Source organism: Streptomyces sp. BK340 (genome assembly GCF_007827595.1).
Classification (GTDB): domain Bacteria; phylum Actinomycetota; class Actinomycetes; order Streptomycetales; family Streptomycetaceae; genus Streptomyces.
In genome coordinates this window covers 468245-493838 of the sequence record NZ_VISR01000003.1, presented here as the reverse complement: position 1 = coordinate 493838, position 25594 = coordinate 468245, and the positions used below count along the sequence as shown (strand labels likewise).

Here is a 25594-nt window from a genome sequence, read left to right as displayed (position 1 = left end):
CCAGATGGCCATGCCGCTGCGTCAGTCCATCAAGGTCGCTACTTACCTGGCTGAACAGAAGATCCGCAGGCGGGACAAGTTTCCGCTCATCGTCGAGCTGGAACCGCTGTTCGCCTGCAACCTCAAGTGCGAGGGCTGCGGCAAGATCCAGCACCCGGCGGGTGTGCTCAAGCAGCGCATGCCGGTGGCCCAGGCCGTGGGCGCGGTGCTGGAGTCCGGCGCGCCGATGGTGTCGATCGCCGGCGGCGAGCCGCTGATGCATCCTCAGATCGACGAGATCGTGCGCCAGCTGGTGGCCAAGCGGAAATACGTCTTCCTGTGCACCAACGCCATGTTGCTGCGCAAGAAGATGGACAAGTTCACTCCCTCGCCCTACTTCGCCTTCGCGGTGCACATCGACGGGCTGCGCGAGCGGCACGACGAGTCCGTCGCGAAGGAGGGCGTGTTCGACGAGGCGGTGGAAGCCATCAAGGAGGCCAAGCGGCGCGGCTTCCGGGTGACCACCAACTCGACCTTCTTCAACACCGACACCCCGCAGACGATCATCGAGGTGCTCAACTTCCTCAATGACGACCTGCAGGTGGACGAGATGATGATCTCGCCCGCCTACGCCTACGAGAAGGCGCCCGACCAGGAGCACTTCCTCGGCGTCGAGCAGACCCGGGAGCTGTTCAGGAAGGCCTTCGCAGGCGGCAACCGCAGGCGCTGGCGGCTCAACCACTCCCCGCTCTTCCTGGACTTCCTCGAGGGCAGGGTCGACTTCCCGTGCACCGCGTGGGCGATCCCGAACTACTCGCTCTTCGGCTGGCAGCGCCCCTGCTACCTGATGAGCGACGGGTACGTGCCGACGTACCGCGAACTCGTCGAGGAGACCGACTGGGACAAGTACGGCCGCGGCAAGGACCCGCGCTGCGCCAACTGCATGGCGCACTGCGGCTACGAGCCCACCGCCGTCCTCGCCACCATGGGCTCCCTGAAGGAGTCGCTGCGGGCGATGCGCGAGACCATCGCCGGAAACCGGGAGTGACGCCATGACCGCCGTGCCCTTGGGCGTACCCGAGGTACCGGCCCGGCCGGTCGCACCGCGGCGCGTGTCGCGGCACATCCACGTCGGTCCGGTGGCGGTCGGGGGCGGAGCCCCGGTGTCGGTGCAGTCGATGACGACGACCCGTACGTCGGACATCGGCGCCACCCTGCAGCAGATAGCCGAACTGACCGCGTCCGGCTGTCAGATCGTCCGCGTCGCCTGCCCCACGCAGGACGACGCGGACGCCCTCGCGACCATCGCCCGCAAGTCGCAGATCCCGGTCATCGCCGACATCCACTTCCAGCCGAAGTACGTGTTCGCGGCCATCGAGGCCGGCTGCGCCGCCGTCCGCGTCAACCCCGGCAACATCAAGCAGTTCGACGACAAGGTCAAGGAGATCGCCAAGGCCGCCAAGGAGCACGGCACCCCGATCCGGATCGGCGTCAACGCCGGCTCCCTGGACCGCCGCCTGCTCCAGAAGTACGGCAGGGCGACCCCCGAGGCCCTGGTCGAGAGCGCCCTGTGGGAGGCCTCCCTCTTCGAGGAGCACGACTTCCGCGACATCAAGATCTCGGTCAAGCACAACGACCCGGTCGTGATGATCGAGGCCTACCGCCAGCTCGCCGAGCAGTGCGACTACCCGCTCCACCTGGGCGTCACCGAGGCCGGCCCCGCCTTCCAGGGCACGATCAAGTCCGCGGTCGCCTTCGGCGCGCTGCTCAGCCAGGGCATCGGCGACACCATCCGGGTGTCCCTGTCGGCGCCTCCGGCCGAGGAGGTCAAGGTCGGCCTCCAGATCCTGGAGTCCCTGAACCTCAAGCAGCGCGGTCTGGAGATCGTCTCCTGCCCGTCCTGCGGCCGCGCCCAGGTCGACGTGTACAAGCTGGCCGACGAGGTCACGGCGGGGCTGGACGGCATGGACGTGCCGCTGCGGGTCGCGGTGATGGGCTGTGTCGTCAACGGTCCCGGCGAGGCCCGCGAGGCAGACCTCGGGGTTGCCTCGGGCAACGGCAAGGGCCAGATCTTCGTCAGGGGCGAGGTCGTCAGGACCGTCCCCGAGTCCAGGATCGTGGAGACCCTCATCGAGGAGGCCATGAAGCTCGCTGAACAGATGAAGTGAGTTGGGGTTGAAGCACGGCACGGACCGAGAGGGGGCCCAGCGTGACGATTCTGGAGAGCATCAGGGGACCACGCGACCTGAAGGCGCTGTCCGAGGCGGAACTCGGTGAACTGTCCGAAGAGATCCGTGAGTTCCTGGTGCACGCGGTGGCGAGAACCGGCGGCCACCTCGGGCCCAACCTGGGGGTGGTGGAACTCTCCATCGCGCTCCACCGGGTCTTCGAGTCGCCGGTCGACCGCATCCTGTGGGACACCGGCCACCAGAGCTATGTCCACAAGCTGCTGACCGGGCGTCAGGACTTCTCCAAGCTGCGCGGCAAGGGCGGCCTGTCCGGCTATCCCTCGCGCGAGGAGTCCGAGCACGACGTCATCGAGAACAGCCACGCCTCGACCGCGCTCGGCTGGGCCGACGGCCTCGCCAAGGCCAACCAGGTGCAGGGGGAGAAGGGCCATGTGGTCGCGGTCATCGGCGACGGCGCGCTGACCGGCGGCATGGCCTGGGAGGCGCTGAACAACATCGCGGCCGCCAAGGACCGGCCGCTGATCATCGTCGTGAACGACAACGAGCGGTCGTACGCCCCGACCATCGGCGGCCTGGCCAACCACCTGGCCACCCTGCGCACGACCGACGGCTACGAGAAGGTCCTCGCCTGGGGAAAGGACGTCCTGCTGCGGACCCCGGTCGTCGGCCCCACCGTCTACGAGTCCCTGCACGGCGCGAAGAAGGGCTTCAAGGACGCCTTCGCCCCGCAAGGCATGTTCGAGGACCTGGGCCTGAAGTACGTCGGTCCGATCGACGGGCACGACATCAAGGCCGTCGAGTCGGCACTGCGGCGGGCCAAACGCTTCCACGGGCCCGTTCTGGTGCACTGCCTCACGGAGAAGGGTCGCGGCTACGAACCCGCCCTCGCCCACGAGGAGGACCACTTCCACACCGTCGGCGTGATGGACCCGCTCACCTGTGCACCCCTCACGCCGTCCAGCGGGCCCTCCTGGACCTCGGTGTTCGGCGACGAGATCGTCAGGATCGGGGAGGAGCGGGAGGACGTCGTGGCGATCACGGCGGCCATGCTGCACCCGGTGGGCCTCGGCAGGTTCGCCGAGCGCTTCCCGGACCGGGTGTGGGACGTGGGCATCGCCGAGCAGCACGCGGCCGTCTCCGCCGCCGGTCTCGCCACCGGCGGGCTGCACCCGGTCGTCGCCGTCTACGCCACCTTCCTCAACCGCGCCTTCGACCAGCTGCTGATGGACGTCGCCCTGCACCGGTGCGGGGTGACCTTCGTGCTGGACCGGGCCGGCGTCACCGGCGTGGACGGCGCGTCGCACAACGGCATGTGGGACATGTCCGTGCTGCAGGTCGTCCCCGGCCTCAGGATCGCCGCGCCGCGCGACGCCGACCAGCTGCGCGCCCAGCTGCGCGAGGCCGTCGCCGTGGACGACGCGCCCACCCTGGTCCGCTTCCCGAAGGAGTCCGTCGGCCCGCGGATCCCGGCGGTCGACCGCGTCGGCGGCATGGACGTCCTGCACCGCGGTGAAGACCCCGAGGTGCTGCTGGTGGCCGTCGGCGTGATGGCGCCGGTGTGCCTGCAGGCCGCCGAACTGCTGGCGGCGCGGGGCATCGGCTGCACGGTGGCCGACCCCCGTTGGGTCAAGCCCGTCGACCCCGAGCTGCCGGGGCTGGCCGCCGCACACCGGCTGGTGGCCGTCGTGGAGGACAACAGCCGGGCCGCCGGGGTCGGTTCGGCCGTGGCGCTCGCCCTCGGCGACGCCGACGTGGACGTGCCGGTACGCCGGTTCGGCATCCCGGAGCAGTTCCTCGCGCACGCCAAGCGCGGTGAGGTGCTGGCCGACATCGGCCTCACGCCCGTCGAGATCGCCGGACGGATCGGCGCGAGCCTGGCCGTCAGGGACCCGGGGCCCGCCGTCGAGGAGGCGGACTTCGCCGCCGAGGACGCGGGGGGCACAGTCAAGGAGAAAGCTGAATGACCAAGAAGTTCGACCTCGGCGCCCTCCTCGCCGACCGCGGAGCCGAGCGCTACGAGCTGCACACCAAGTACCTGAACCCGCAGCTCCCGCGCATGCTGCACACCATCGGCTTCGACAAGGTCTACGAGCGCGCCGAGGGCGCCCACTTCTACGACGCGGACGGCAACGACCACCTGGACATGCTCGCCGGGTTCGGGGTGATGGGGCTCGGCCGCCACCACCCGGTCGTCCGCCAGGCGCTGCACGACGTCCTGGACCTGAACCTCGCCGACCTCACCCGCTTCGACTGCCAGCCGCTGCCCGGCCTGCTCGCGGAGCGGCTGCTCACCCACAGTCCGCACCTGGACCGGGTGTTCTTCGGCAACAGCGGCACCGAAGCGGTCGAGACCGCCCTGAAGTTCGCCCGGTACGCCACCGGCAGACCGCGCGTCCTCTACTGCGACCACGCCTTCCACGGCCTGACCACCGGCTCCCTGTCGGTCAACGGCGAGGACGGCTTCCGCGACGGCTTCGCCCCGCTGCTGCCCGACACCGCCGTACCCCTCGGCGATCTCGACGCGCTCGCGCGGGAGCTGAAGAAGGGTGACGTGGCCGCCCTGATCGTGGAGCCGATCCAGGGCAAGGGCGTCCACGAGGCCCCGCCCGGCTATCTGCGCGCCGCGCAGGACCTGCTGCACCGGCACAAGGCGCTGCTCATCGCCGACGAGGTGCAGACCGGCCTCGGCCGCACCGGTGACTTCTACGCCTACCAGCACGAGGACGGCGTCGAACCGGATCTGGTGTGCGTGGCCAAGGCGCTGTCCGGCGGCTACGTCCCGGTCGGCGCGACCCTGGGCAAGGACTGGATCTTCAAGAAGGTCTACTCGTCCATGGACCGTGTCCTGGTCCACTCGGCGAGTTTCGGGTCCAACGCGCAGGCGATGGCGGCCGGCCTCGCCGTGCTGTCGGTGATGGAGGACGAGCAGATCGTCGCCGGGGTGCGCACCACGGGCGGCCTGCTGAAGTCCCGGCTCACCGCGCTGATCGACAAGTACGAGCTGCTCGCCGACGTCCGCGGCCGGGGCCTGATGATCGGCATCGAGTTCGGAAGGCCCAGCTCGCTCAAACTGCGCGGTCGCTGGACCATGCTCCAGGCGGCGCGCAAGGGCCTGTTCGCGCAGATGGTGGTCGTACCACTGCTCCAACGCCACCGGATCCTCACCCAGGTCTCCGGTGATCACCTGGAGGTCATCAAACTCATCCCGCCGCTGGTCGTGAACGAGGCCGACGTGGACCGGTTCGTGGACGCCTTCACGGCGGTGATGGACGACGCGCACAGCGGCGGCGGACTGATGTGGGACTTCGGCAAGACCCTGATCAAGCAGGCGGTGGCCAACCGCTGAACCCGGACTTTTGCCTCTGAGGCAATAAATTTGCCGCAGAGGCAAGAATCCGGCTGAATGGAGGCATGAACGCCTCAGAAGCCACGCCACCGGGGGGTCACGGCGACGAGCTGCCCGCCGTGGCGCCGCAGCTGCGTGACCTGCGCCGGCGCAGCGGCCTCACCCTGGAGGCCGCGGCCCGGTCCGCCGGGCTCTCGCCGGCCCATCTGTCCCGGCTGGAGACCGGACAGCGTCAGCCCTCGCTGCCGATGCTGCTCGCGCTCGCTCGTATCTACGGTACGACCGTCTCGGAGCTGCTCGACGAGACGGTGGCCGACCGGGACGCCATCGTGCGCGCCGCCGACATGGAGCCGACCCACGCGGGCGGCTGGACCTACTTCCAGGCCGGAGCCCCGGGACGCGGCATGCAGGCGCTGCGCGTCCGGGTGCCGTACGGCGCCCAGGGCGACATCGTGCGCGTCCACCCCGGCGAGGAGTGGCTCCACGTTCTCAAGGGGCGGCTCAGGCTGCGCCTGGGCGACACCGTGCACCTGCTGGCGCCCGGCGACAGCGCGCACTTCGACTCGCTCACCCCGCACCGCCTCGCCGCCGAGGACCACGACGGCGTGGAGCTGCTGTTCGTCCACACACTGCTGCAGAGTCCCACGGCCACACTGTGCCTGGGGCCGCTGAATGGAGAGCTGCCATGAGCAACTTCGAGGAGAGGTTCCCCCGCTCGCTGTGGGTCCGGCTGATCATCTACATCGCCGTCGGCCACCTGTTCGCCGCGTTCCTCTACCTGCTGTTCGAGCTGGGCGCCAAGAGCTGACCGTCGTCAGTCCAGCAGACGCTCCCGCAGCCGCTCCCGGGTCTGCGGGGTGAGCCCCAGACCCTGCGCGAAGTAGGCGTCGGTGCCGCCCCACGTCTCCTCGATACTCGCGAAAGCCGCCTCGAGATACTCGGCGCGGGCGTCGAAGAGCGGGCTCAGCAGCTCCATCACCTCGGGCGTGTACGCGGTGTCCGGGCTGCCGTTGCGACGGACCTTGTAGCGCCGGTGCTTGGCGTTGGACTCCAGGTAGTCGGCGACGACGGCGTCGCGCTCCACGCCCACGGCCAGCAGCGTGACGGCTATGGAGATGCCCGCGCGGTCCTTGCCCGCCGCGCAGTGCATGAGCGCGGGCACGCTGTCCTCGGCGATCGCGTGCAGCACCCGGGAGTGCTCGGCGGTGCGCTCCTTGACGATCGTCCGGTACGAGGCGACCATCCGGGCCGTCGCCTTGCCGTCCCCGAGGATGCCGCGCAGCTGCTCGATGTCGCCGTTGCGGACCATCTGCCAGAACTCGGCGCCGTCCGCCGGGTCGCTCAGCGGCAGGTTCACGTTCCGCACACCGGGCAGCTCGACGTCCGGGCCCTCCAGCTTCTGGTCGGCGGCGTTGCGGAAGTCGAAGATCGTGTGCAGGCCCAGGGACGCGAGGAAGGCCGCGTCCTCCTCGGTGGCGTGCGCGAGGTGGCCGCTGCGGAACAGCGCTCCGGGGCGCACCCGCCGCCCGTCCACGGTCGGCAGTCCGCCCACGTCGCGGAAATTGCGCACTCCGGCCAGCTCGGGCTCGGTCGAGGGGACCTGCTGCGTCACGGGGGCTCCTCCCGGTCGGCCCCGTCGGCGCGGCTCGTCGACGGGCACTCCGTCGACGATACGACATCGATTTCCTCGGGCAATGAGTTGTCCACAGGCGTTGCCACCAGGGGCTGCGGGGCCTAATGATGTTCGCACTTGAGCGGATCTGTTGGCACCTGTGAGGTCTCGATGGTGGACATCGCCGAAGACGGTCGTACATGGCTCCTGTCGGGCCCCGGCAGCAGCTATGCGCTGCATCTCACCGAGGCGGACGAACTGCTGCACCTGCACTGGGGGCCACGGATCGTGCTCGCCGACGCCGAGGCGCTGGCGGTGAGCCCGCTGCCCGCCTACTGGCCCTTCGAGTCCCCGCTCGACGGCCGTGAGGAGTACCCCGTCGAGGGCGGCCCCCGCTTCGTCCGTCCGGCCCTGTCGGTGCGCACCGAGGAGCGGCGCGGCACCGAGTGGCGCTTCGTGTCGTCCGACACGGTGGGCAGCGCCGAAGGTGACGAGCTGCGGCTGCGCTTCGACGACGACGGGCTCGCCGTCACCCTGCACTACCGGATGCGCGGGGACGTCGTGGAACGCCGGGTGACCGTGGACAACGGCTCACGCGCGCGCGTGGAGCTGCTGCGCGCCGACGCCGCGACCTGGACCCTGCCCGACCGCGAGGGCTGGCGGCTGTCCCAGCTGCACGGCCGCTGGGCCGCCGAGTCGCTGCTGGCCACCGCCCCCCTCGTCTACGGCGAGAAGATCATCGGCAGCCGCCGCGGTCACACCGGCCACCAGCACCTGCCCTGGGTCGCGCTGGACACCGACGCGACCGAGGAGCGCGGCGAGGTCTACGGCTGCGCGCTCGGCTGGTCCGGGTCCTGGCGGATCGCCGTCGCCCAACTCCCGGACGCGCGCGTGCAGATCACGGGCGGCGCCGGATACGACGACTCCGGCCTGCTGCTGCTCGAGCCGGGGGAGTCGTACGCCAGCCCCGTCTTCGCCGGCCTGTGGAGCGACGGCGGCTTCGGCGGGGCCAGCCGCACCTGGCACGCCTACCAGCGGGCGTACGTCATCCCGGACGCGGAGCAGGACCGGCCGGTGCTGTTCAACTCCTGGGAGGCGACCAACTTCGACATCTCCGAGGAGCAGCAGACCGCCCTCGCCCGGCGGGCCGCCGGCATCGGCGTCGAGCTGTTCGTCGTGGACGACGGCTGGTTCGGCGCCCGCACCAGTGACCGGGCGGGCCTCGGCGACTGGACGCCCAACCCCGACCGCTTCCCGCACGGCCTCAAGCCCCTCGCAGACCAGGTGCACGGCCTCGGTATGCAGTTCGGCATCTGGGTCGAGCCCGAGATGGTCAACCCCGACAGCGACCTCTACCGCGCCCACCCCGACTGGGTGCAGTATCAAACGGGACGAAAGAGGACAGAGCTGCGCAATCAGCTCGTCCTCAACCTCGCCCGCGATGACGTCCAGGAGTACCTCTGGGAGCAGCTGGACACCCTCCTGTCGAGCGCCCCGATCGACTATGTGAAGTGGGACTTCAACCGCTGCTTCACCGACGCCGGATGGCCGGGGGAGCCGTACCCGCAGCGTCTGTGGGTCGACCACGTCCACGCCCTGTACGCCCTGCTGGACCGGCTGCGCGCCGCCCATCCCTCGGTCGCCTTCGAGTCCTGCTCGGGCGGTGGAGGGAGGATCGACCTCGGCGTGTTGAGCCGCACCGACCAGGTGTGGACCTCCGACAACACCGACCCGCTCGACCGGCTCGCCATCCAGCACGGCTTCAGCCAGATCCATCCGGCGCGGGTCATGGCCGCCTGGGTCACCGACAGCCCGAACACCCAGCTCAACGGGCGGGAGAGCTCCTTGCGGTTCCGCTTCGTCAGCTCGATGGCCGGGGTGCTCGGCGTCGGCGGCGACCTCACCGAGTGGAGTGGGGAAGAGCTGGCCGAGGCCCGTCGCTGGGTGGACCTCTACAAGGAGATCCGGCCGGTGGTCCAGCGTGGCGACCAGTACCGGCTGCGGCCGCCGACGGGCGGTCTGAGCGCCGTCCAGTACGTCCTCGGGGACGAGACCGTGGTACTCGCCTGCCTCCAGGCGCAGCACTACGGCGAGCCGGTGCCGGCGCTGCGACTGCGCGGACTCGACCCGGCAGCGTCGTACGAATGCCATGAAACGGGCGAAGTGCACCGCGGTGCGGTCCTGCTGCACCACGGGCTGCGCACCGGACTGAAGGGTGACCTGGATGCGAAGGTTATCCGACTGCGCAGCATCTGAGCTGTCTGTCGGAATTGGAGCCCTTCGTTCCAACTCGCTCCGGGACAAGGGGGCGTGGGGATCGGCGCGTGAGGAGCGTCATATTCGTGACCGTGTGTCGCGCGGCATGTCCACGTAATCCCCATAAGGGTGAAGGGAATTCAAAAGGGCGAGGATTCGGGAATTCACGGAGAGTGACCGTGAATTCCCGAATTCGATCATTTGAAGCGACGACGCCGGGAACCTGCTGCTTGTCCGGGTGCGTCTTGCTCGCTTACGTTCGCCACCAATCCGGTCGGAACGCCGAATCCTGCCGCCGCCCGGAGTCCCCACACACTTCACCCGTGTTCGGCAGGAGCGGGGGACCCACCAGGTATGACTGCCTGTCCCGGTCTCCGGGACAGGCTGGGGTGCAGCCGCGCAGCGCGCGGCCGGGCAGCTCCAGCCCGAACCCGTCAGCTCACCTCGCAGGCGCCGGAGAGGAATGCGCCATGCCCGCGAAGGGTAAGCACCGCCGTCCCAAGCCCCCGCGTTTCACCCGCTCGATCGCCGTCGCCGGAACCGGTGGCGCCGCGCTGGCCCTGCCGCTCCTCGGGGCCACCGGAGCGCACGCCGCCACCACGCAGACCGTTTCCGGAAAGGCCGTGCAGTCCCTGCCGGCCGTGGCGAAGACGGCCGTGAAGAAGGCGGCCGCGCAGCGGAATCCGGGTGTGCGCACCTACACGGTGAAGTCCGGCGACTGGCTCGCGAAGATCGCCGGCGCGCAGCACGTCAGCGGCGGCTGGCAGCGGCTCTACGACGACAACCGGCAGGCCGTGGGCCAGGACCCCTCGCTGATCCACCCGGGTCTGAAGCTGTCGCTCGGTGCGAAGGCCGTCCAGCCGCACACCGAGCCCTCCGCCCCGGCGCCGGCATCCCCGTCCCGGTACCGGTCCGGCCAGGCCTCCGGTGCCGCCGCCGCGCCTGCCGCGCCCTCCGCACCTTCCGTGCCGTCCACCGGCTACACCCTCCCGGTCACCGGCGCCACCATCGGTACCGGCTACCACGTGGCCGGCAGCATGTGGTCCAGCGGTTACCACACCGGCGTCGACTTCGTCGTGCCGACCGGTACCCCGCTCAAGGCCGTCGCCGCCGGCACCGTCGTCTCCGCCGGGTGGGGCGGCGCGTACGGCAACCAGGTCGTCATCAAGCTGAACGACGGCTACTACGCCCAGTACGGCCACCTCTCGCAGCTCTCCGTCACGGCCGGCCAGACCGTGACCGCGGGCCAGCAGATCGGCCTCTCCGGTGCGACCGGCAACGTGACCGGCCCGCACCTGCACTTCGAGATCCGCACCACGCCGAACTACGGCTCGGACCTCGACCCGGTCGCCTACCTCCGCTCGCACGGCGTCGCCGTGTGAGGATCCCGCTCCGCGGGATCCCCTCTTTGAGAAACACCTGCCCTGACAAGCCGCTGAAGGCCGGACCCGGTTCCCCGGGTCCGGCCTTCAGCGTGTGCGCACCGTCAACGCGCCCCGACGTCGCGCTATTCCTGGATTGGCAAATGATTTAAGGGTGTCTCATCTCACCGTTCGTCAACCCCTGCCTACGGTCGCGTAGGTCACATCCGAAGGTGAATCATGGTCCGACGTGGCAGACGATTCGAAGAATGACAACAGATCACTGATCGGGTCGTACGTGGCGGTGGGGGACAGCTTCACCGAGGGCGTGGGCGACCCCGGCCCCGACGGGGCGTTCGTGGGCTGGGCCGACCGGTTCGCGGTACTGCTCGCGGACCGGCGTCCCGAGGGCGACTTCGCGTACACCAACCTGGCCGTGCGCGGAAAGCTGCTCGACCAGATCATGGCGGACCAGCTCCCCAAAGCCGTCGAACTCGCCCCGGACCTCGTGTCCTTCTGCGCGGGCGGCAACGACATCATCCGGCCCGGCACCGACCCGGACGAGGTGGCCGAGCGCTTCGAGCGGGCCGTGTCCCAGCTCACCGAGGTCGCGGGCACCGTGCTCGTGACGACCGGCTTCGACACCCGTGGCGTCCCGCTGCTCAAGCATCTGCGCGGCAAGATCGCCACCTACAACGGGCACGTCCGCGCCATCGCCGACCGGTACGGGTGCCCCGTGCTCGACCTGTGGTCCCTGAAGTCCGTCCAGGACCGCAGGGCGTGGGACGGCGACCGGCTCCACCTCTCGCCCGAGGGGCACACGCGCGTGGCACTGCGCGCCGGCCAGGCCCTCGGCCTGCAGATCCCGGCCGACCCGGAGCAGCCCTGGCCGCCGCTCCCGCCCCGGGGCACCCTGGAGGTCCGCCGCGACGACGTCCACTGGGCCCGCGAGTACCTCGTCCCGTGGATCGGCCGCCGGCTGCGCGGCGAGTCCTCCGGGGACCACGTGACGGCGAAGGGCACCCTGTCGCCGGACGACATCAAGATGCGGATCGCGTCGGTGGCGTGACGGCCGGCGTCCGTGCCCCGCACCGCGAACCCGGCGGTGCGGGGCACGTCCGTGCCACCGCACCGGTCGCAGGCTCAGCGCTCCCGCTCGGTCAACGCCTCCCGGCCCAGCCCGAGTTCCCGGGCCAGGGCCTCGTCCGCCCACTGCCGCGCCCGGGACCGCGGCACCGAGCCCGGGTACGACGTCAGCTGCACCGCGAGACCGTCGAGGAGCGCGGTGAGCCGCAGCGCCGCTCCCGCCGGGTCGGCGCACTCGAACTCGCCCGCCGCCACGCCCTCCGCGATGACCTCGGTGATCGCCGCCTTCCACTGCAGGTCCAGGTCGCGGCTGACCTGCCGGAGGGCGGGCTCGCGCAGCGCCACCGCCCAGCCCTCGATCCACAGCCGCCAGCCCTTGGCCTGACCCGTGGGCGCGTACCAGCGCACGGCGGCCCGCAGCCGGCGCAGCGCGGAGGTGCGTCGCTCCAGCAGCCCCCGCAGATGCGCCAGGTCGTCCGCGGCCGCGTAGGTGAAGGCCTCGGCGACCAGCTTCTCCTTGGTCGAGAAGTGATACAGCACCAGGGCGTTGCTCACGCCGAGCGCGGAGGCCACGTCGGCGATCCGCACCGCCGCCACGCCCCGCACCTCGATCTGCTCGATGGCGGCCCGCAGCAGCTCCTCCCGCCGCTCGGCCACACTCAACCGCACTCTCGCCACGCGGTCACCCTAATCCGTCGCTCAGGGCCGCACCGAAAGGGCCGGTCTGCCACGTCCACTTCGGGTGCCGCGGGCCCAGAGGCGCCCGGCCGGTGTCAGCGGTACCACCCGAAGCGCTCCGCGATCACCGGCAGACGGTCGCCGACCAGGGCGTGGGCGGCGGCGCGCGGCGCCGTACCGTCGGTCTGGGCGCGCGTGAGCATCAGATCGACCAGGGCGCGCATCGAACGTCGGATGTGCGCGAACGCCTCGTCGGCGTCCGGGCCGATGTCGCCGAACAGGGTCCACCACCACCAGGCGTTCGTGGCCGAGTTGACCACCACGTCCGGTAGTACGGTGACCCCGCGCGCGGCCAGCAGCGCCTCCGCCTCGGGCAGGACGGGCATGTTGGCCGCCTCGACGATCCAGCGGGCGGTGATCCGCTCCTGCTCGGCGGTGCCGATCGCGTACGAAACCGCGGCCGGCACCAGCACCTCGACGTCCGCGGACAGCCACGCGTCACCGGGCAGTTCACGGTCGCCGGGGCGCAGCACGCAGCGGTCGACCGTTCCGTAGGCGTCCCGCGCGGCCAGCAACGCCTCCACGTCGAGACCCTCCGGGTTGGCGACGGTCCCCTTGACGTCGGCCACGGCCACCACGGTGAGCCCCGCGCGCGCGAGGAAGCGGGCGGTGGCCCCGCCCATCGTGCCCAGGCCCTGCACGGCCACCCGGGTGCCCCGGTACGGCACCGATGCCCGGTCCAGGGCGGCCAGCACCGACTCGGCGACCCCGCAGCCGCCCGCCAGCTCGTCCAGGCCGATGCCGTCCACCTCGACGGCGAAGGCGTCCGCGAGCCGCTCGCGGGCCGCCGCCTCGTCGTCCAGCAGCGGGTACACGGCCTGCACGGAGGAGACCAGGCCCGCCTCCGCCGCCGCACGGTCCACCAGGTCCTGGGTGAGGCCCAGATCCTCGCCGGTGGTCCAGAAGCTCTCGATGTACGGCCGCATGGCCCGCAGGTAGCGCACGAGCAGCCCGTACGCCCCGGGGTCCTGCGGATCGCAGTCGATGCCGCCCTTGGCGCCGCCAAGAGGGACGTAACGGCCCTCGGGGTCGTAGTGCAGGGCCTCCTTCATCGTCATGCCCCGGGCGAGTCCGGCGACCTCCTCCAGGGTGCAGCCGGGCCGCATCCGCAACCCGCCGCTGGCCACGCCCCGCACCAGCCGGTCCACGACCAGGAAGCCCCGGCGGCCGGTGATGTGGTCGGTCCAGACGAGCGACATCAAAGGGGCGGTCATGGGGTCTCCCGGGTGACAGTTACTGAATCGCGAGTCAGTATTCGGATCTGGTGGACAGCCTGTCAACGTGTGACGGATCCGCGGCGGCGCACACAGGACGGTGGCCGGTGACCCCGGCCACCGGGGCCTGTCGGGGGCGCCGACCATAATGGAGGGCCTCAGCGACTCACCAGGAGGTACCGTGACCGGTTTGCGTTCCCAGAGCTTCGGGCTCGGCATGTTCCAGCCCGAGGCCTTCGGCGCGGAACCGAGCGGTGAGCGCATGGCCCGCATCCGCCGCTCCCCCCACTTCAAGGACGGCGTCTTCCAGAACCCCGGCGGCACCGCACGCACCCGGCCCTCCGGGTCCACGCTCGACCTCGCCAAGGTGTTCCTGGACAAGGACACCCGGCCGCTGCGCGCGCCCCGCGGCACCGTCCCGGTGCACCCCACCACCCTGGCCGACATCGCCAAGCCGCCGGCCACGGGGCTGCGGGTGACCTGGATGGGCCACTCCAGCGTGCTCGTGGAGATCGACGGCCACCGTGTCCTGTTCGACCCCGTCTGGGGTGAGCGCTGCTCCCCGTTCCCCTTCGTCGGGCCCAAGCGGCTGCACCCGGTGCCGCTGCCGCTGGCCGCGCTCGGCCCGGTCGACGTGGTGGTCGTCTCGCACGACCACTACGACCACCTGGACATGCCCACGATCAAGGCGCTGGCCGGCACGGACACCGTGTTCGCCGTGCCGCTCGGCGTCGGTGCCCATCTCGAACACTGGGGCGTGTCCGCGGACCGGCTGCGCGAGCTCGACTGGCACGAGGCCACCAGGATCGGCGGGCTCACCCTCACCGCCGCCCCGGCCCGCCACTTCTGCGGCCGCGGCCTGCGCAACACCCAGCACACCCTGTGGGCGTCCTGGGCCGTGGCGGGCGAGGAGCACCGGGTCTACCACAGCGGTGACACCGGCTACTTCGAGGGCTTCAAGGACATCGGCGCGGCCCACGGCCCGTTCGACGCCACCATGATCCAGATCGGCGCGTACAGCGAGTTCTGGCCCGACATCCACATGACTCCCGAGGAGGGGCTGCGCGCCCACCTCGACCTCCAGGGCGGCGACCCGCACGGAGTGCTGCTGCCGATCCACTGGGGCACCTTCAACCTGGCCCCGCACCCGTGGGCGGAACCCGGCGAGTGGACCAAGGAGGCCGCCGAGGAGGCCGGCCAGGCGGTGGCGCTGCCCCGGCCCGGCGAGCCCTTCGAGCCTGCCGGCAAGCTCCCCGCCGAGGCCTGGTGGCGCGGTGTCTCCGGCACCGTGCGCCGTACCTGGCGGTCGCTCGGGGCGCTGGCCGCCGAGCCCGGCGCGCGCAAGGGGCTCGACCACGGGTGATCGAGGGCCCGCGCGTTTCTCCGGATAAAACGTACAATTATTGATGAAGTGTACGGCGTATCCGGAGTGCGGCCATGGAACTGCGGGACAACCCAGAAGGACGGGGGCGCCTCAGCCGCCCCCGCGTGCTCGCCGCGGCCGTCGCCCTGGTGGACCGTGAGGGGCTCGCGGCCCTGACCATGCGCCGCCTCGCCGCCGACCTGGGTGTGGAGCCGATGGCCATCTACCGGTACACCGCCGGCAAGGAAGCCCTCCTCGACGGCCTCGTGGAGACATTCTTCGCAGAGGTCAACGAGCGGCTGCGGACCTCGGCGCAGCAGGCCCGCGCCGACTCGGACGCCGTACCCGAAGAGCCGCCCTGGCGGGCCGAACTGCGCAGGATCGCCCGGGCGTTGGCGTATGTCGTGCACGCCCACCCCGAAATCCTCCCCGTGGTCGCCACCCGCCCGCTCGCCGTGCCCGTGGCGCGCCGCCCGCAGTCCTGGCTCCAGCTCACCGAGCACGTGCTCGCCGTCCTGGCCCGCGCCGGTTTCGACGACGCCACCGTGCTGACCGTCTACCGCACCTTCGTGGCCTGGACCCTCGGCTGCCTCCTCGTGGACAAGCGCCAGGTGGTGGACGACAGCGAGGAACCGGACCTCATGCTCCGGCTCGGTCTGCACCGGCTGCCCGCCGCCGACTACCCACGGCTGCGCGCCCTCGTCCCGCACTTCGCCGAGTACGACGACGAGCGGGAACTGGCGGCCGGCCTCGACAGGCTGCTGAGCGGCCTGCCCGAGGTTCCCCTTGACGCCTTCTAGCACGGCGGAGCACCCTGAGAATACGACGTACATATATGGCGTAAATGCCATCAAACGTCAGCCGGCGTTGTTTCGACGCCACAGATCGACGTCACAGATCAACGTCACAGATCTATGGCACCGGTCAACGTCTCCGATTCGACGTCTCCGATCGTCGAAGTCCGCACGGTCCTCACACGCGGCACTCGCGCTGCCGGGTGGCCTTGTGGCGCGCCCGACGGCGCCGGAAGAAGCGGTCATGTCCAGCACTTCACCACCCGTCCTGCGCGTGCGCGTCACCGCCCGGGACACGGAAACCCTGCGTGCGCTCCTGCGCGACGCGCATCCCGACGTCGGCGGAAGCCCCCGCCTGACCGATGACGGCAGGTGCAGCATCGACGCCTACGTCACCGCCGAACAGGCCGAGGCCCTCGAACGCGAGGGCGTGTCGGTCACCACGGTCGAGAACGCCACTGCCAAGGGACTCGCCCGCCAGGCCGAGGTCGGCGAGGGGGACCGGTTCGCCCCCGCCGACGCCGTGCCGCACGGGCTGGCCGTCAAGGCGTAGCGCCCGGGAGGAGCGCCATGTCGTACCTGAACATCACTGAGGTCGAGTCCGCCGTGACCAGCCTGGCCACCGCCTTCCCGGCCACGAGCCGGCTCATCGACCTGCCCGAGACCTCGGTCGAGGGCCGCGCCGGTCACGCTCTGCGGATCGGTGCCGCCCCGGCCGGAACCCGGGACTGCGCCGTCCTGATCGGGGGCGTCCACGCCCGGGAGTGGGGCAGCTGCGAGATCCTCGTCCACTTCGCCGCCGACCTGCTGGAGGCGTACGACGCGGGAACCGGCCTGATCTACGGGGGGACGAGCTTCACCAGCGACCAGGTGCGCAGGATCCTGGACGAGCTGGAGGTCGTCGTCCTCCCGCTGGTCAATCCCGACGGCCGCCTCTACAGCCAGACCGTCGAGCCGATGTGGCGCAAGAACCGCAACCCGGCACAGTCGGGCGGCGACCCCGACCGCATCGGCGTCGACATCAACCGTAACTACGACTTCCTCTTCGATTTCCGCACCGCCTTCGACCCGGACGCGGCACCGCGCGTCTCCGACGATCCCGGTGACCTCGTCTACCAGGGCCCGAGAGCCTTCTCGGAACCCGAGACCCGCAACGTGCGCTGGCTGCTCGACACCTACCCGCGCACCCGCTGGCTCGTCGACGTGCACAGCTACTCCGAGGACATGCTGACCGTCTGGGGCGACGACGAGAACCAGTCCGCCGCCCCGGCCCAGAACTTCCTCAACCCGGCCTTCGACCACCGGCGCGGGGTGCCCGGTGACGCGTACGCGGAGTACCTCCCGAAGTCCGACGCCGACGACGCCGTGGTCCTCGCCGAACAGTTCTGCGCGGCACTGAAGGGCGTACGCGGCCGCGCCTACACCCCGATGTCCGCCTTCCACCTCTACCCGACCTGTGGGACCAGCGACGACTACGCCTACTCCCGGCACCGTGCCGACGAGCACAAGGGCAAGATCCTCGGCTTCACCATCGAGTGGGGCGACGAACCCGGCGGCTTCCACCCGCCGTGGCCGGAGATGGAGCGGATCGTCCTGGACGTCGACGCCGGGCTGGTCCAGTTCTGCGTCACGGCACTCGACTGACACCTCCGATACCGACCCCTCCACGGCAGGAGTCGAGTCAAGGCCATGACTGATACTCTCCGTGACAATTTCTCGGACCGGGTGGAGCGTGGCCGGAGTGCTTCGGTGGGGGGTTCGTGTCCCATGCCGGGGGCGAGCCGAGGCGGACGCGGGCTCCGGCGCCCGGATCGCCCCCTCGCCCCCGTGACCACTTTTGAGCAGGTGATTTCGTTCTCTTTCGGGTCGGATCGATGGGCGTGACACGGTTATCGGTCTGTCGTACGAGGGCTCATACCAGAGCGGGACCCTCCCCGGGTGACTTTGTCAACTGCCCACCGCACTTGATGCGCAGGCGACTACTGTGAGTGTCCGGATGGCAGCCCGACGGACCAGTACGAGGACGCAGATGTCTCACCTCCGTGCACCGGCCGCCCGTGCCGACCGCCGTGAGGGCGGCCGGCACGGGCGACCGGTCGCCCGACCCGCTCCCGCACTGCCCGAGACGCACATACGGCCTCAGCTGATGCGGCTCGCCGTGCTGCCGCCCGTCGCGGTCGCGCTCAGCGCCAGTGCGGCGGTCCTGTTCAGCATCCGCTCCACCGGCGCACGCCCCGCGCCCACCCTGTGGGCCGTGCTCGCCGGAGCGGTCGCGGTGACCGTCGCGGGCATCATGATCGCGGCCGTCGCCGCCGACCGGGCCGCCCGCTCGGTCAGCGACCGCGTCGACGCCCTGCGCCGCAGCACCGCGCGCGGCGAGGCCGATCTGCGTGCCCTCGTCGAGGGGCTGCGCCACGGCGAGACCCCGCCGCAGCGGGGGCAGCGCCGCCGGCCACCACAGGACGCCGACGACTTCGAACTGCTCGCCGCCGACCTGGCGCACGCGTACGACGGCGCCGTCACCGCCGTCGTGCAGGCCAGCCAGCTCTCCAGCCAGGCGGGCAGCGAGCAGAAGCTCGAGGTCTTCGTCAACCTCGCGCGGCGGCTCCAGTCCCTGGTGCACCGGGAGATCTCGATCCTCGACGACCTGGAACACGAGATCGAGGACCCCGCACTCCTCAAGGGCCTGTTCCACGTGGACCACCTGGCCACCCGGATCCGACGGCACGCCGAGAACCTCGCCGTGCTCGGCGGCGCCGTCTCGCGCCGGCAGTGGAGCAACCCGGTGAGCATGACCGAGGTGCTGCGCTCCGCCATCGCCGAGGTCGAGCAGTACTCCCGGGTGAAGCTGGTGCCGCCCGTCGACGGCGAACTGCGCGGCCACGCCGTCGCCGACGTCATCCACCTGCTCGCCGAACTCGTCGAGAACGCCACGGTGTTCTCCGCCCCGCACACCCAGGTGCTGCTCCGCGCCAACCTCGTCACCTCCGGGCTCGCCGTGGAGGTCGAGGACCGCGGACTCGGCATGCCGGTCGGCGAACAGAACAAGATGAACGCCCTGCTCGCCGACCCCGACCAGGTCAATGTCGCCAGCCTGCTGGCCGACGGACGGATCGGCCTCTACGTCGTCTCCCAGCTCGCCCGGCGCCACGGCATCGGCGTACGCCTGCAGACCAACATCTACGGCGGCGTGCAGGCCGTACTCGTGGTCCCGCAGGCGTTGTTGGGCACGACGCGGGGGGTACCCGGGGCCGCACAGCCCCAGGACACGGTGGGGAACCCCCAGGTTCCGCAGCAGGGGCGTGCGTCCTGCGTGGAGCACCGGCCGGGAGCCGCGGCCGGCGCGGGCCCGGCGGGCGCACCCGGCACGAATGACCCGGGCGGCGCGCGAACGGGAGGGCAGGCCGGGACCGGACCGGACCCGGCGGCCGGACGGCGACGGCACGCGCAGCACGGATCCGAGCACAGCGGTACCCCCGGGCGCGCAGGCATGCAGAACGGGAGCGCCCGGAACGGGGGTTCACCGGGTGCCGGTTCACCACCCCCGCTGCCCGTGCGCGGCACCCACGAGCAGCGGCCCCACATCGCCGAGGCCGTGCCCGGCATCAACGCCGAGGACCGGCCGGTGCTCGAGGCCCACGCGGGCACCCTGCCCGGCCCGCGCACGGGTGCGGTCCGCGGCACGATGGGCAAGCCCCAACTGCCCCGCCGCCGCGCCCAGGAGCACATCGTTCCCCAACTGCGCGGCGGGCCTGTTCCCCGCCAGGACGGGGACGTCGTCGCGGGCCACGACCCCGGCCTGATGGCGGCCTTCCAGCGGGGTATCGGACTCGCCGAGGCACAGCAGAACATGGAGCCGGCCTACGGGGATTCACCCCATGCGGAGGCCGCGCCCGGGGTGCCCGGACACCTGGACGCGGGCCCGGCTCACAGAGCACCGGCCACGGTGCCGCCCCATGTGCGCCCCGCACACGTCGACGCAGGCCCACTGGGGGCCGACCCCATGGCCGCCCACCCCATGGACGCGGCCGACCCCCTGGCCCAGACGCCCATATCCCAGATCCACACGCACGTGCCCGTGTCCGAGGGCACCGGCCGGTCCGACGGGAGCGCACCGGCCGGATGACCACCCTCGTCAGTCCCGCACCACCCCCCACCCCCAGCGCTCCCGCTGACCTTCGTACCCCAAGGAGTCGATCCACCATGGCGAGCGACGCGCCGACCGCCCAGGCATCCGACCTCGACTGGCTGCTGAGCGGCCTAGTGCAGCGCGTACCGCACACCAACAGCGCGGTGCTCCTGTCCTGCGACGGACTGGTGAAGTCCGTGCACGGCCTAGACCCGGACAGCGCCGACCACATGGCGGCCCTGGCCTCCGGCCTCTACTCCCTCGGCCGCAGCGCGGGCGTCCGGTTCGGCGACGGCGGGGACGTCCGCCAGGTCGTCGTCGAACTCGACTCGACGCTGCTGTTCGTCACCACCGCCGGTTCCGGCACCTGCCTCGCCGTGCTCGCCGGCCGCGAGGCCGACGCCGCCGTGCTCGGCTACGAGATGGCGATGCTGGTCAAGAGCGTCCGCCCCTACCTGGTGACAGCACCCCGGCAGCACGCTGTCGATTCCACGGCGATGAGGCCTTGAACGTGGCCGCAGCCGGCGACGGGCCCTGGCTCGACGACGCGGCCGGACGGCTGGTGCGCCCGTTCACGGTCAGCAACGGCCGCACCGAGCCCAGCATCGCCCTCGACCTGATGTCGCAGGTGATGGCCACCGGTGTCACCCCGCTCGGCTACCTCGGCCCCGAGCACGCCCAGGCGCTCGACCTGTGCCGCGCGCCCGTCTCGGTGGCCGAGGCGGCCGCGCATCTCAAACTGCCCGCCGTGGTCACCAAGGTGCTCCTCTCGGACCTCGTCGACTGCGGGGCGCTGACCACCAAGCCCCCCGCGTTCCACCACAACCCCACTGACCGGTCTCTGCTGGAGGCAGTGCTCGATGGACTACGACGACAGCTCTGACCCGTTTCCGACCGCCCTCAAGATCCTGGTGGCGGGCGGGTTCGGGGTCGGCAAGACCACCTTCGTGGGAGCGGTCAGCGAGATCGCCCCGCTCAGCACCGAGGAGCTGCTCACCACCGTCAGCGCCGCCACGGACAACCTCGACGGCATCGAGAACAAGGTCGAGACGACGGTCGCCATGGACTTCGGCCGGATCACGCTCGATCCGGAGCACGTCCTGTACCTGTTCGGCACGCCCGGGCAGGAGCGGTTCTGGTTCATGTGGGACGAGCTGTCGGAAGGGGCGCTCGGCGCGGTCATCCTCGCCGACACACGCCGTCTGGAGGAGTGCTTCGCGGCCGTGGACTTCTTCGAGGAACGCGGCCTCGCCTTCATCGTCGCCATCAACGAGTTCGACGGCGGCTACCGCTACGACCCGGAGGAGGTGCGCGCGGCCCTCGACCTCGACGCGGAGATCCCGGTCGTCTGCTGCGACGCCCGCATCTCCAGCTCCGGCGTACAGACCCTGCTCACCCTCGTACGCCACCTCATCGCCCACGCCCCGGCGCCCGCGCCGAGCCACGGCGCCCACATGTGATCCAGCCATACCGTCCACGGAGCCGCCCCATGCGACACGCCCACAGCGCCGGAGCCCGGTCATGAGCTACGAGCCGCCCCGACCGGTCCGGGGTCTGCTGCTCACCCCCGAGGACAGGGAGGCGCCCGCCCGCACCTCCCGGCTGCGCCGACTCGGCCTGGGGGAGCGGCCCGAAGCCGCTCTCGACGCCTTCGCGCACCATCTCGGCCAGCTCACCGGCGCGCCGTACGCCATGGTCAACTTCGTCGGCGAGGGCCACCAGTACTTCGCGGGCCTGCGCACCCCGGTGACCGCGCCCGTGGTCCGGGAGGACGGCAGCAGGCCCGAGATCGGCCGTGTCCTGCCGCGCGACCACGGCTTCTGCCCGCACGTGGTGGTCCGGCGCAAGGCCCTGGTACTGGAGGACGTCTGCGACTATCCCCGCTTCGCCGGCAACCCGGTCGTGGACGAGTACGGCATCCGCTCCTACCTCGGCGCCCCGCTCATCGACAGCTCCGGCATGGCGCTCGGCACCGTGTGCGCCTTCGACGTCGCACCCCGGGCCTGGGGGAGGTCCGGGCTGGAGACCATCAAGGCGCTGGCCGCCGAACTCGTCGCACGCATCGAACGGTCCGCGGACGACGGGCTGCCGATCTGAGGTGCCCGCGGGGACGGACACGACCGTGGGGATCCGGGAGGCGTGAAGGAAAGCTGAGGCGGCGGTTAAGAAAAGCTCGATGGACCCCGGCCCGCGCGTACGGCAGATTGCAGGGTGATTCCACCCCTCTGACCCGGTGCGGGCTCCTTCGGCATGCCTGCGACCGGGACCTCACCCACAGGAGTCGTAGCGTTGAAGGCGCTGGTCAAGGAGAAGGCGGAGCCCGGGCTCTGGCTCGCGGACGTACCCGAGCCGGAAATCGGCCCCGGAGACGTGCTGATCAAGGTCATGCGGACCGGTATCTGCGGCACCGACCTGCACATCCGGGCCTGGGACGGCTGGGCGCAGCAGGCCATCAGCACTCCGCTCGTGCTCGGACACGAGTTCGTCGGGCAGGTCGTCGAGACCGGCCGTGACGTCACCGACATCCGGATCGGCGACCGGGTCAGTGGCGAGGGCCACCTGGTGTGCGGCAAGTGCCGCAACTGTCTCGCCGGCCGCCGTCACCTGTGCCGGGCCACCATCGGCCTCGGTGTCGGCCGGGACGGCGCGTTCGCCGAGTACGTCGCGCTGCCCGCGTCCAACGTCTGGGTGCACCGCATCCCCGTCGACCTCGACGTCGCCGCGATCTTCGACCCGTTCGGCAACGCCGTGCACACCGCGCTGTCCTTCCCGCTGGTCGGCGAGGACGTCCTGATCACCGGCGCCGGGCCGATCGGCCTCATGGCGGCGGCGGTGGCCCGCCACGCCGGCGCCCGCAACGTCGTCATCACCGACGTCAGCGAGGAGCGCCTGGAGCTCGCCCGCAAGATCGGCGCGAGCCTCGCCCTGAACGTCGCCCGGACCTCGATCGCCGACGGGCAGCGGGAGCTGGGCCTGCGCGAGGGCTTCGACATCGGCCTGGAGATGTCCGGCCGCCCCGAGGCCATGCGCGACATGATCGCCAACATGACGCACGGCGGCCGGATCGCCATGCTCGGCCTGCCCGCCGAGGAGTTCCCGGTCGACTGGTCCCGGATCGTCACCTCGATGATCACCATCAAGGGCATCTACGGCCGGGAGATGTTCGAGACCTGGTACGCGATGTCGGTCCTGCTGGAGGGCGGCCTGGACCTCGCCCCGGTGATCACCGGCCGGTACGGCTACCGCGACTTCGAGGCGGCCTTCGCCGACGCGGCGAGCGGCACCGGCGGCAAGATCATCCTGGACTGGACCGCGTAGCCCCTTCTTCCGCCAGCACCTTCAGAGGAGCCCCCTCATGTTCAGCTCTGTCCGTGACGACCTGCGCACCACCCTCGACGAGATCCGTGCCGCCGGCCTGCACAAGCCCGAGCGGGTCATCGACAGCCCGCAGTCCGCGACCGTCAGCGTCAGCGCCGGCGGCCGCCCCGGCGAGGTCCTCAACTTCTGCGCCAACAACTACCTCGGCCTCGCCGACCACCCCGAGGTGATCGCCGCCGCCCACCAGGCGCTGGACCGCTGGGGCTACGGCATGGCCTCCGTGCGCTTCATCTGCGGCACCCAGGAGGTGCACAAGGAGCTGGAGGCGCGCCTGTCCGCGTTCCTCGGCCAGGAGGACACGATCCTGTACTCCTCCTGCTTCGACGCCAACGGCGGTGTCTTCGAGACCCTGCTCGGCGAGGAGGACGCGGTGATCTCCGACGCCCTCAACCACGCCTCCATCATCGACGGCATCCGCCTGTCCAAGGCCCGCCGCTTCCGCTACGCCAACCGTGACCTCGCGGACCTGGAGGCCAAGCTCAAGGAGGCGACCGAGGGCGGCGCGCGGCGCAAGCTGATCGTCACCGACGGCGTCTTCTCCATGGACGGCTACGTGGCCCCGCTCGGCGAGATCTGCGACCTCGCCGACCGCTACGACGCGATGGTCATGGTCGACGACTCGCACGCCGTCGGCTTCGTCGGCCCCGGCGGCCGCGGCACCCCCGAGCTGCACGGCGTCATGGACCGCGTCGACATCATCACCGGCACCCTCGGCAAGGCGCTCGGCGGCGCCTCCGGCGGCTACGTCGCCGCCCGCGCCGAGATCGTCGCCCTGCTGCGCCAGCGCTCCCGCCCGTACCTGTTCTCCAACACCCTGGCCCCGGTGATCGCCGCCGCCTCCCTGAAGGTCCTCGACCTGCTGGAGTCGGCCGACGAACTGCGTGTCCGGCTCGCCGAGAACACCGCGCTGTTCCGCCGCAGGATGACCGAGGAGGGCTTCGACATCCTCCCCGGCGACCACGCCATCGCCCCCGTCATGATCGGCGACGCGGCCGAGGCGGCCCGCATGGCGGAACTGCTCCTGGAGCGGGGCGTGTACGTGATCGGCTTCTCCTACCCGGTCGTCCCGCAGGGCCAGGCCCGCATCCGCGTGCAGCTGTCCGCCGCGCACTCCACCGAGGACGTCGACCGGGCCGTGGACGCCTTCGTCGCCGCCCGCGCGGAGCTGGCGGCCTGACCAGTGCGGACCCCCTGAGATAATTGATCCCATGATCGAAGCCCGGCGGCTCCACATCCTCCGCGCGGTGGCCGACCACCGCACGGTCACGGCGGCAGCCGCCGCGCTCTATCTCACCCCCTCCGCCGTCTCACAGCAGCTGACGGCCCTGGAGCAGGAGACCGGGCACCGCCTGGTCGAGCGCAGCGCCAAGGGTGTCCGGCTCACCCCGGCGGGCGAGATCCTGCTGGGCCACACCAACGCGGTCCTGGCCCAGCTGGAGCGGGCCGAGGCCGAGCTGGCGGCCTACGGCTCGGGGGAGGCGGGCACGGTCACCGTGGCCGCCTTCGCGACCGGCATCGCCGAGGTAGTGGCGCCCGCGGTGGCCCGCCTCGCGGCCGCCGCGCCCGGCATACGCATCCGCGTCCAGGACGCCGAGGGCGATGCCAGCCTGCCCATGGTCCTGGACCGGCAGGTGGACGTCGCGGTCGCCGTCGAGTACCGCGGGGCCCCGCCCGCCGACGATCCCCGGCTCACCCACGTGCCCCTGTACGCCGAGCCCTTCGACGCGGTCGTCCCGGTCGGTCACCGCCTCGCCGACGCCCCCGAGGTTCCCCTGGCGGAGCTGGCGAAAGACCCGTGGATCGGCCCGTACCCCGGCAACCCCTGCCACGACGTGGTGGTCCTCGCCTGCGAGAGCGCCGGGTTCCAGCCCCGCCTCGAGCACTCCTCCGACGACTTCCGCGCCGTCGTCGCCCTGGCGTCGGCCGACGCGGGCGTGGCCCTCGTGCCGCGCTCGGCCCTGCGCGGTATGGACCTCACCGGTGTGGTCGTCCGCCCCGTCGACGGTGTGGCCCCGACCCGCCGGGTCTTCGCTGCGGTACGGCGAGGAGCCGAGGGACACCCCCTGATCCGTCAGGTGCTGGCGGCACTGGGGGAGGCGGCGCAGGCGTGAGGCTTCCGTAACACGGCTGTCTCATATCCGGGATAGCG

General features: G+C 71.2%; 24 protein-coding genes and 1 riboswitch. Of the genes, 21 read left to right on the top strand and 3 right to left on the bottom strand.

Annotated elements, in window-relative coordinates; genetic code table 11:
• The first annotated feature begins 4 nt into the window (after positions 1–4).
• The 6 genes from hpnH (at position 5) to FB157_RS08785 (ending at position 6322) form a co-directional block, all read left to right on the top strand.
• On the top strand, positions 5–1027 hold the full coding sequence (hpnH, locus tag FB157_RS08810; protein WP_145877640.1) for an adenosyl-hopene transferase HpnH: 1023 nt from the start codon (positions 5–7) through the stop codon (positions 1025–1027).
• A 4-nt stretch (positions 1028–1031) separates the two neighbouring features.
• Positions 1032–2147, top strand: a complete 1116-nt coding sequence (gene ispG, locus FB157_RS08805) for a flavodoxin-dependent (E)-4-hydroxy-3-methylbut-2-enyl-diphosphate synthase (RefSeq protein WP_145877639.1) — start codon at positions 1032–1034, stop codon at positions 2145–2147.
• A 41-nt stretch (positions 2148–2188) separates the two neighbouring features.
• Positions 2189–4132: a 1-deoxy-D-xylulose-5-phosphate synthase gene (gene dxs / locus FB157_RS08800; protein WP_145877637.1), complete on the top strand. Its 1944-nt coding sequence runs from the start codon at positions 2189–2191 to the stop codon at positions 4130–4132.
• Positions 4129–5514 (top strand): aspartate aminotransferase family protein, encoded by a 1386-nt coding sequence (locus tag FB157_RS08795; protein WP_145877635.1) that lies wholly within the window; start codon positions 4129–4131, stop codon positions 5512–5514. The genes dxs and FB157_RS08795 overlap by 4 nt, the downstream gene beginning before the upstream one ends.
• A 65-nt stretch (positions 5515–5579) precedes the next feature.
• On the top strand, positions 5580–6203 hold the full coding sequence (locus FB157_RS08790; protein WP_145877633.1) for a helix-turn-helix domain-containing protein: 624 nt from the start codon (positions 5580–5582) through the stop codon (positions 6201–6203).
• On the top strand, positions 6200–6322 hold the full coding sequence (locus FB157_RS08785; RefSeq protein WP_145877631.1) for a DUF6126 family protein: 123 nt from the start codon (positions 6200–6202) through the stop codon (positions 6320–6322). The genes FB157_RS08790 and FB157_RS08785 overlap by 4 nt, the downstream gene beginning before the upstream one ends.
• Before the next feature lie 6 nt (positions 6323–6328).
• Here FB157_RS08785 and FB157_RS08780 read toward each other — a convergent pair whose 3' ends face one another.
• Positions 6329–7126: a tyrosine-protein phosphatase gene (locus FB157_RS08780; RefSeq protein ID WP_145877629.1), complete on the bottom strand. Its 798-nt coding sequence runs from the start codon at positions 7124–7126 to the stop codon at positions 6329–6331.
• 171 nt (positions 7127–7297) lie between these two features.
• Between FB157_RS08780 and FB157_RS08775 the strand changes: the two genes are divergently transcribed.
• From FB157_RS08775 to FB157_RS08765, 3 genes are all read left to right on the top strand, one after another.
• Entirely contained in the window at positions 7298–9382 is a 2085-nt protein-coding gene (locus FB157_RS08775; RefSeq protein WP_145877929.1) for an alpha-galactosidase, read from the top strand.
• Between the two features lie 303 nt (positions 9383–9685).
• Positions 9686–9848: riboswitch (cyclic di-AMP (ydaO/yuaA leader) on the top strand.
• A 4-nt stretch (positions 9849–9852) separates the two neighbouring features.
• The gene (locus FB157_RS08770) at positions 9853–10764 is read left to right on the top strand and encodes a LysM peptidoglycan-binding domain-containing M23 family metallopeptidase (protein ID WP_145877627.1); all 912 of its coding nucleotides are present in this window, start codon (positions 9853–9855) and stop codon (positions 10762–10764) included.
• 262 nt (positions 10765–11026) lie between these two features.
• Positions 11027–11812 (top strand): SGNH/GDSL hydrolase family protein, encoded by a 786-nt coding sequence (locus tag FB157_RS08765; protein ID WP_145877926.1) that lies wholly within the window; start codon positions 11027–11029, stop codon positions 11810–11812.
• A 74-nt stretch (positions 11813–11886) separates the two neighbouring features.
• Here FB157_RS08765 and FB157_RS08760 read toward each other — a convergent pair whose 3' ends face one another.
• Both FB157_RS08760 and FB157_RS08755 read right to left on the bottom strand, forming a co-directional pair.
• Positions 11887–12507 carry a TetR/AcrR family transcriptional regulator gene (locus FB157_RS08760; RefSeq protein ID WP_145877625.1) on the bottom strand — a complete coding sequence of 207 codons (621 nt, stop codon included), beginning with the start codon at positions 12505–12507 and terminating at the stop codon, positions 11887–11889.
• Positions 12508–12602: 95 nt separating this feature from the next.
• Positions 12603–13781 (bottom strand): glutamate dehydrogenase, encoded by a 1179-nt coding sequence (locus FB157_RS08755; RefSeq protein ID WP_145877624.1) that lies wholly within the window; start codon positions 13779–13781, stop codon positions 12603–12605.
• A gap of 181 nt (positions 13782–13962) precedes the next feature.
• Here FB157_RS08755 and FB157_RS08750 point away from each other — a divergent pair, with 181 nt between their 5' ends.
• The 12 genes from FB157_RS08750 (at position 13963) to FB157_RS08690 (ending at position 25556) form a co-directional block, all read left to right on the top strand.
• Positions 13963–15144: an MBL fold metallo-hydrolase gene (locus FB157_RS08750; RefSeq protein WP_385173866.1), complete on the top strand. Its 1182-nt coding sequence runs from the start codon at positions 13963–13965 to the stop codon at positions 15142–15144.
• Between the two features lie 74 nt (positions 15145–15218).
• Positions 15219–15944 carry a TetR/AcrR family transcriptional regulator gene (locus FB157_RS08745; protein WP_145877622.1) on the top strand — a complete coding sequence of 242 codons (726 nt, stop codon included), beginning with the start codon at positions 15219–15221 and terminating at the stop codon, positions 15942–15944.
• A gap of 238 nt (positions 15945–16182) precedes the next feature.
• On the top strand, positions 16183–16491 hold the full coding sequence (locus FB157_RS08740; protein ID WP_145877620.1) for a hypothetical protein: 309 nt from the start codon (positions 16183–16185) through the stop codon (positions 16489–16491).
• A 17-nt stretch (positions 16492–16508) separates the two neighbouring features.
• Positions 16509–17582, top strand: coding sequence for a M14 family metallopeptidase (locus FB157_RS08735; RefSeq protein ID WP_145877618.1), 1074 nt, complete (start codon positions 16509–16511; stop codon positions 17580–17582).
• A 385-nt stretch (positions 17583–17967) separates the two neighbouring features.
• Positions 17968–20064, top strand: coding sequence for an ATP-binding protein (locus FB157_RS08725; RefSeq protein ID WP_261386213.1), 2097 nt, complete (start codon positions 17968–17970; stop codon positions 20062–20064).
• Positions 20065–20141: 77 nt separating this feature from the next.
• Positions 20142–20576, top strand: a complete 435-nt coding sequence (locus FB157_RS08720; RefSeq protein ID WP_145877613.1) for a roadblock/LC7 domain-containing protein — start codon at positions 20142–20144, stop codon at positions 20574–20576.
• 2 nt (positions 20577–20578) lie between these two features.
• Positions 20579–20950: a DUF742 domain-containing protein gene (locus tag FB157_RS08715; RefSeq protein WP_145877611.1), complete on the top strand. Its 372-nt coding sequence runs from the start codon at positions 20579–20581 to the stop codon at positions 20948–20950.
• A complete protein-coding gene (locus FB157_RS08710; protein ID WP_145877610.1) occupies positions 20928–21527 on the top strand; it encodes an ATP/GTP-binding protein in 600 nt (199 codons plus the stop codon). Before FB157_RS08715 ends, FB157_RS08710 begins: the two co-directional genes overlap by 23 nt.
• A gap of 61 nt (positions 21528–21588) precedes the next feature.
• Positions 21589–22164: a GAF domain-containing protein gene (locus tag FB157_RS08705; RefSeq protein ID WP_145877608.1), complete on the top strand. Its 576-nt coding sequence runs from the start codon at positions 21589–21591 to the stop codon at positions 22162–22164.
• A gap of 192 nt (positions 22165–22356) precedes the next feature.
• Positions 22357–23385, top strand: coding sequence for an L-threonine 3-dehydrogenase (tdh, locus tag FB157_RS08700; RefSeq protein ID WP_145877606.1), 1029 nt, complete (start codon positions 22357–22359; stop codon positions 23383–23385).
• A 37-nt stretch (positions 23386–23422) separates the two neighbouring features.
• Positions 23423–24622 (top strand): glycine C-acetyltransferase, encoded by a 1200-nt coding sequence (locus tag FB157_RS08695; RefSeq protein WP_145877604.1) that lies wholly within the window; start codon positions 23423–23425, stop codon positions 24620–24622.
• 31 nt (positions 24623–24653) lie between these two features.
• Positions 24654–25556, top strand: a complete 903-nt coding sequence (locus FB157_RS08690) for a LysR family transcriptional regulator (protein ID WP_145877602.1) — start codon at positions 24654–24656, stop codon at positions 25554–25556.
• The last annotated feature ends 38 nt before the right edge of the window (positions 25557–25594 follow it).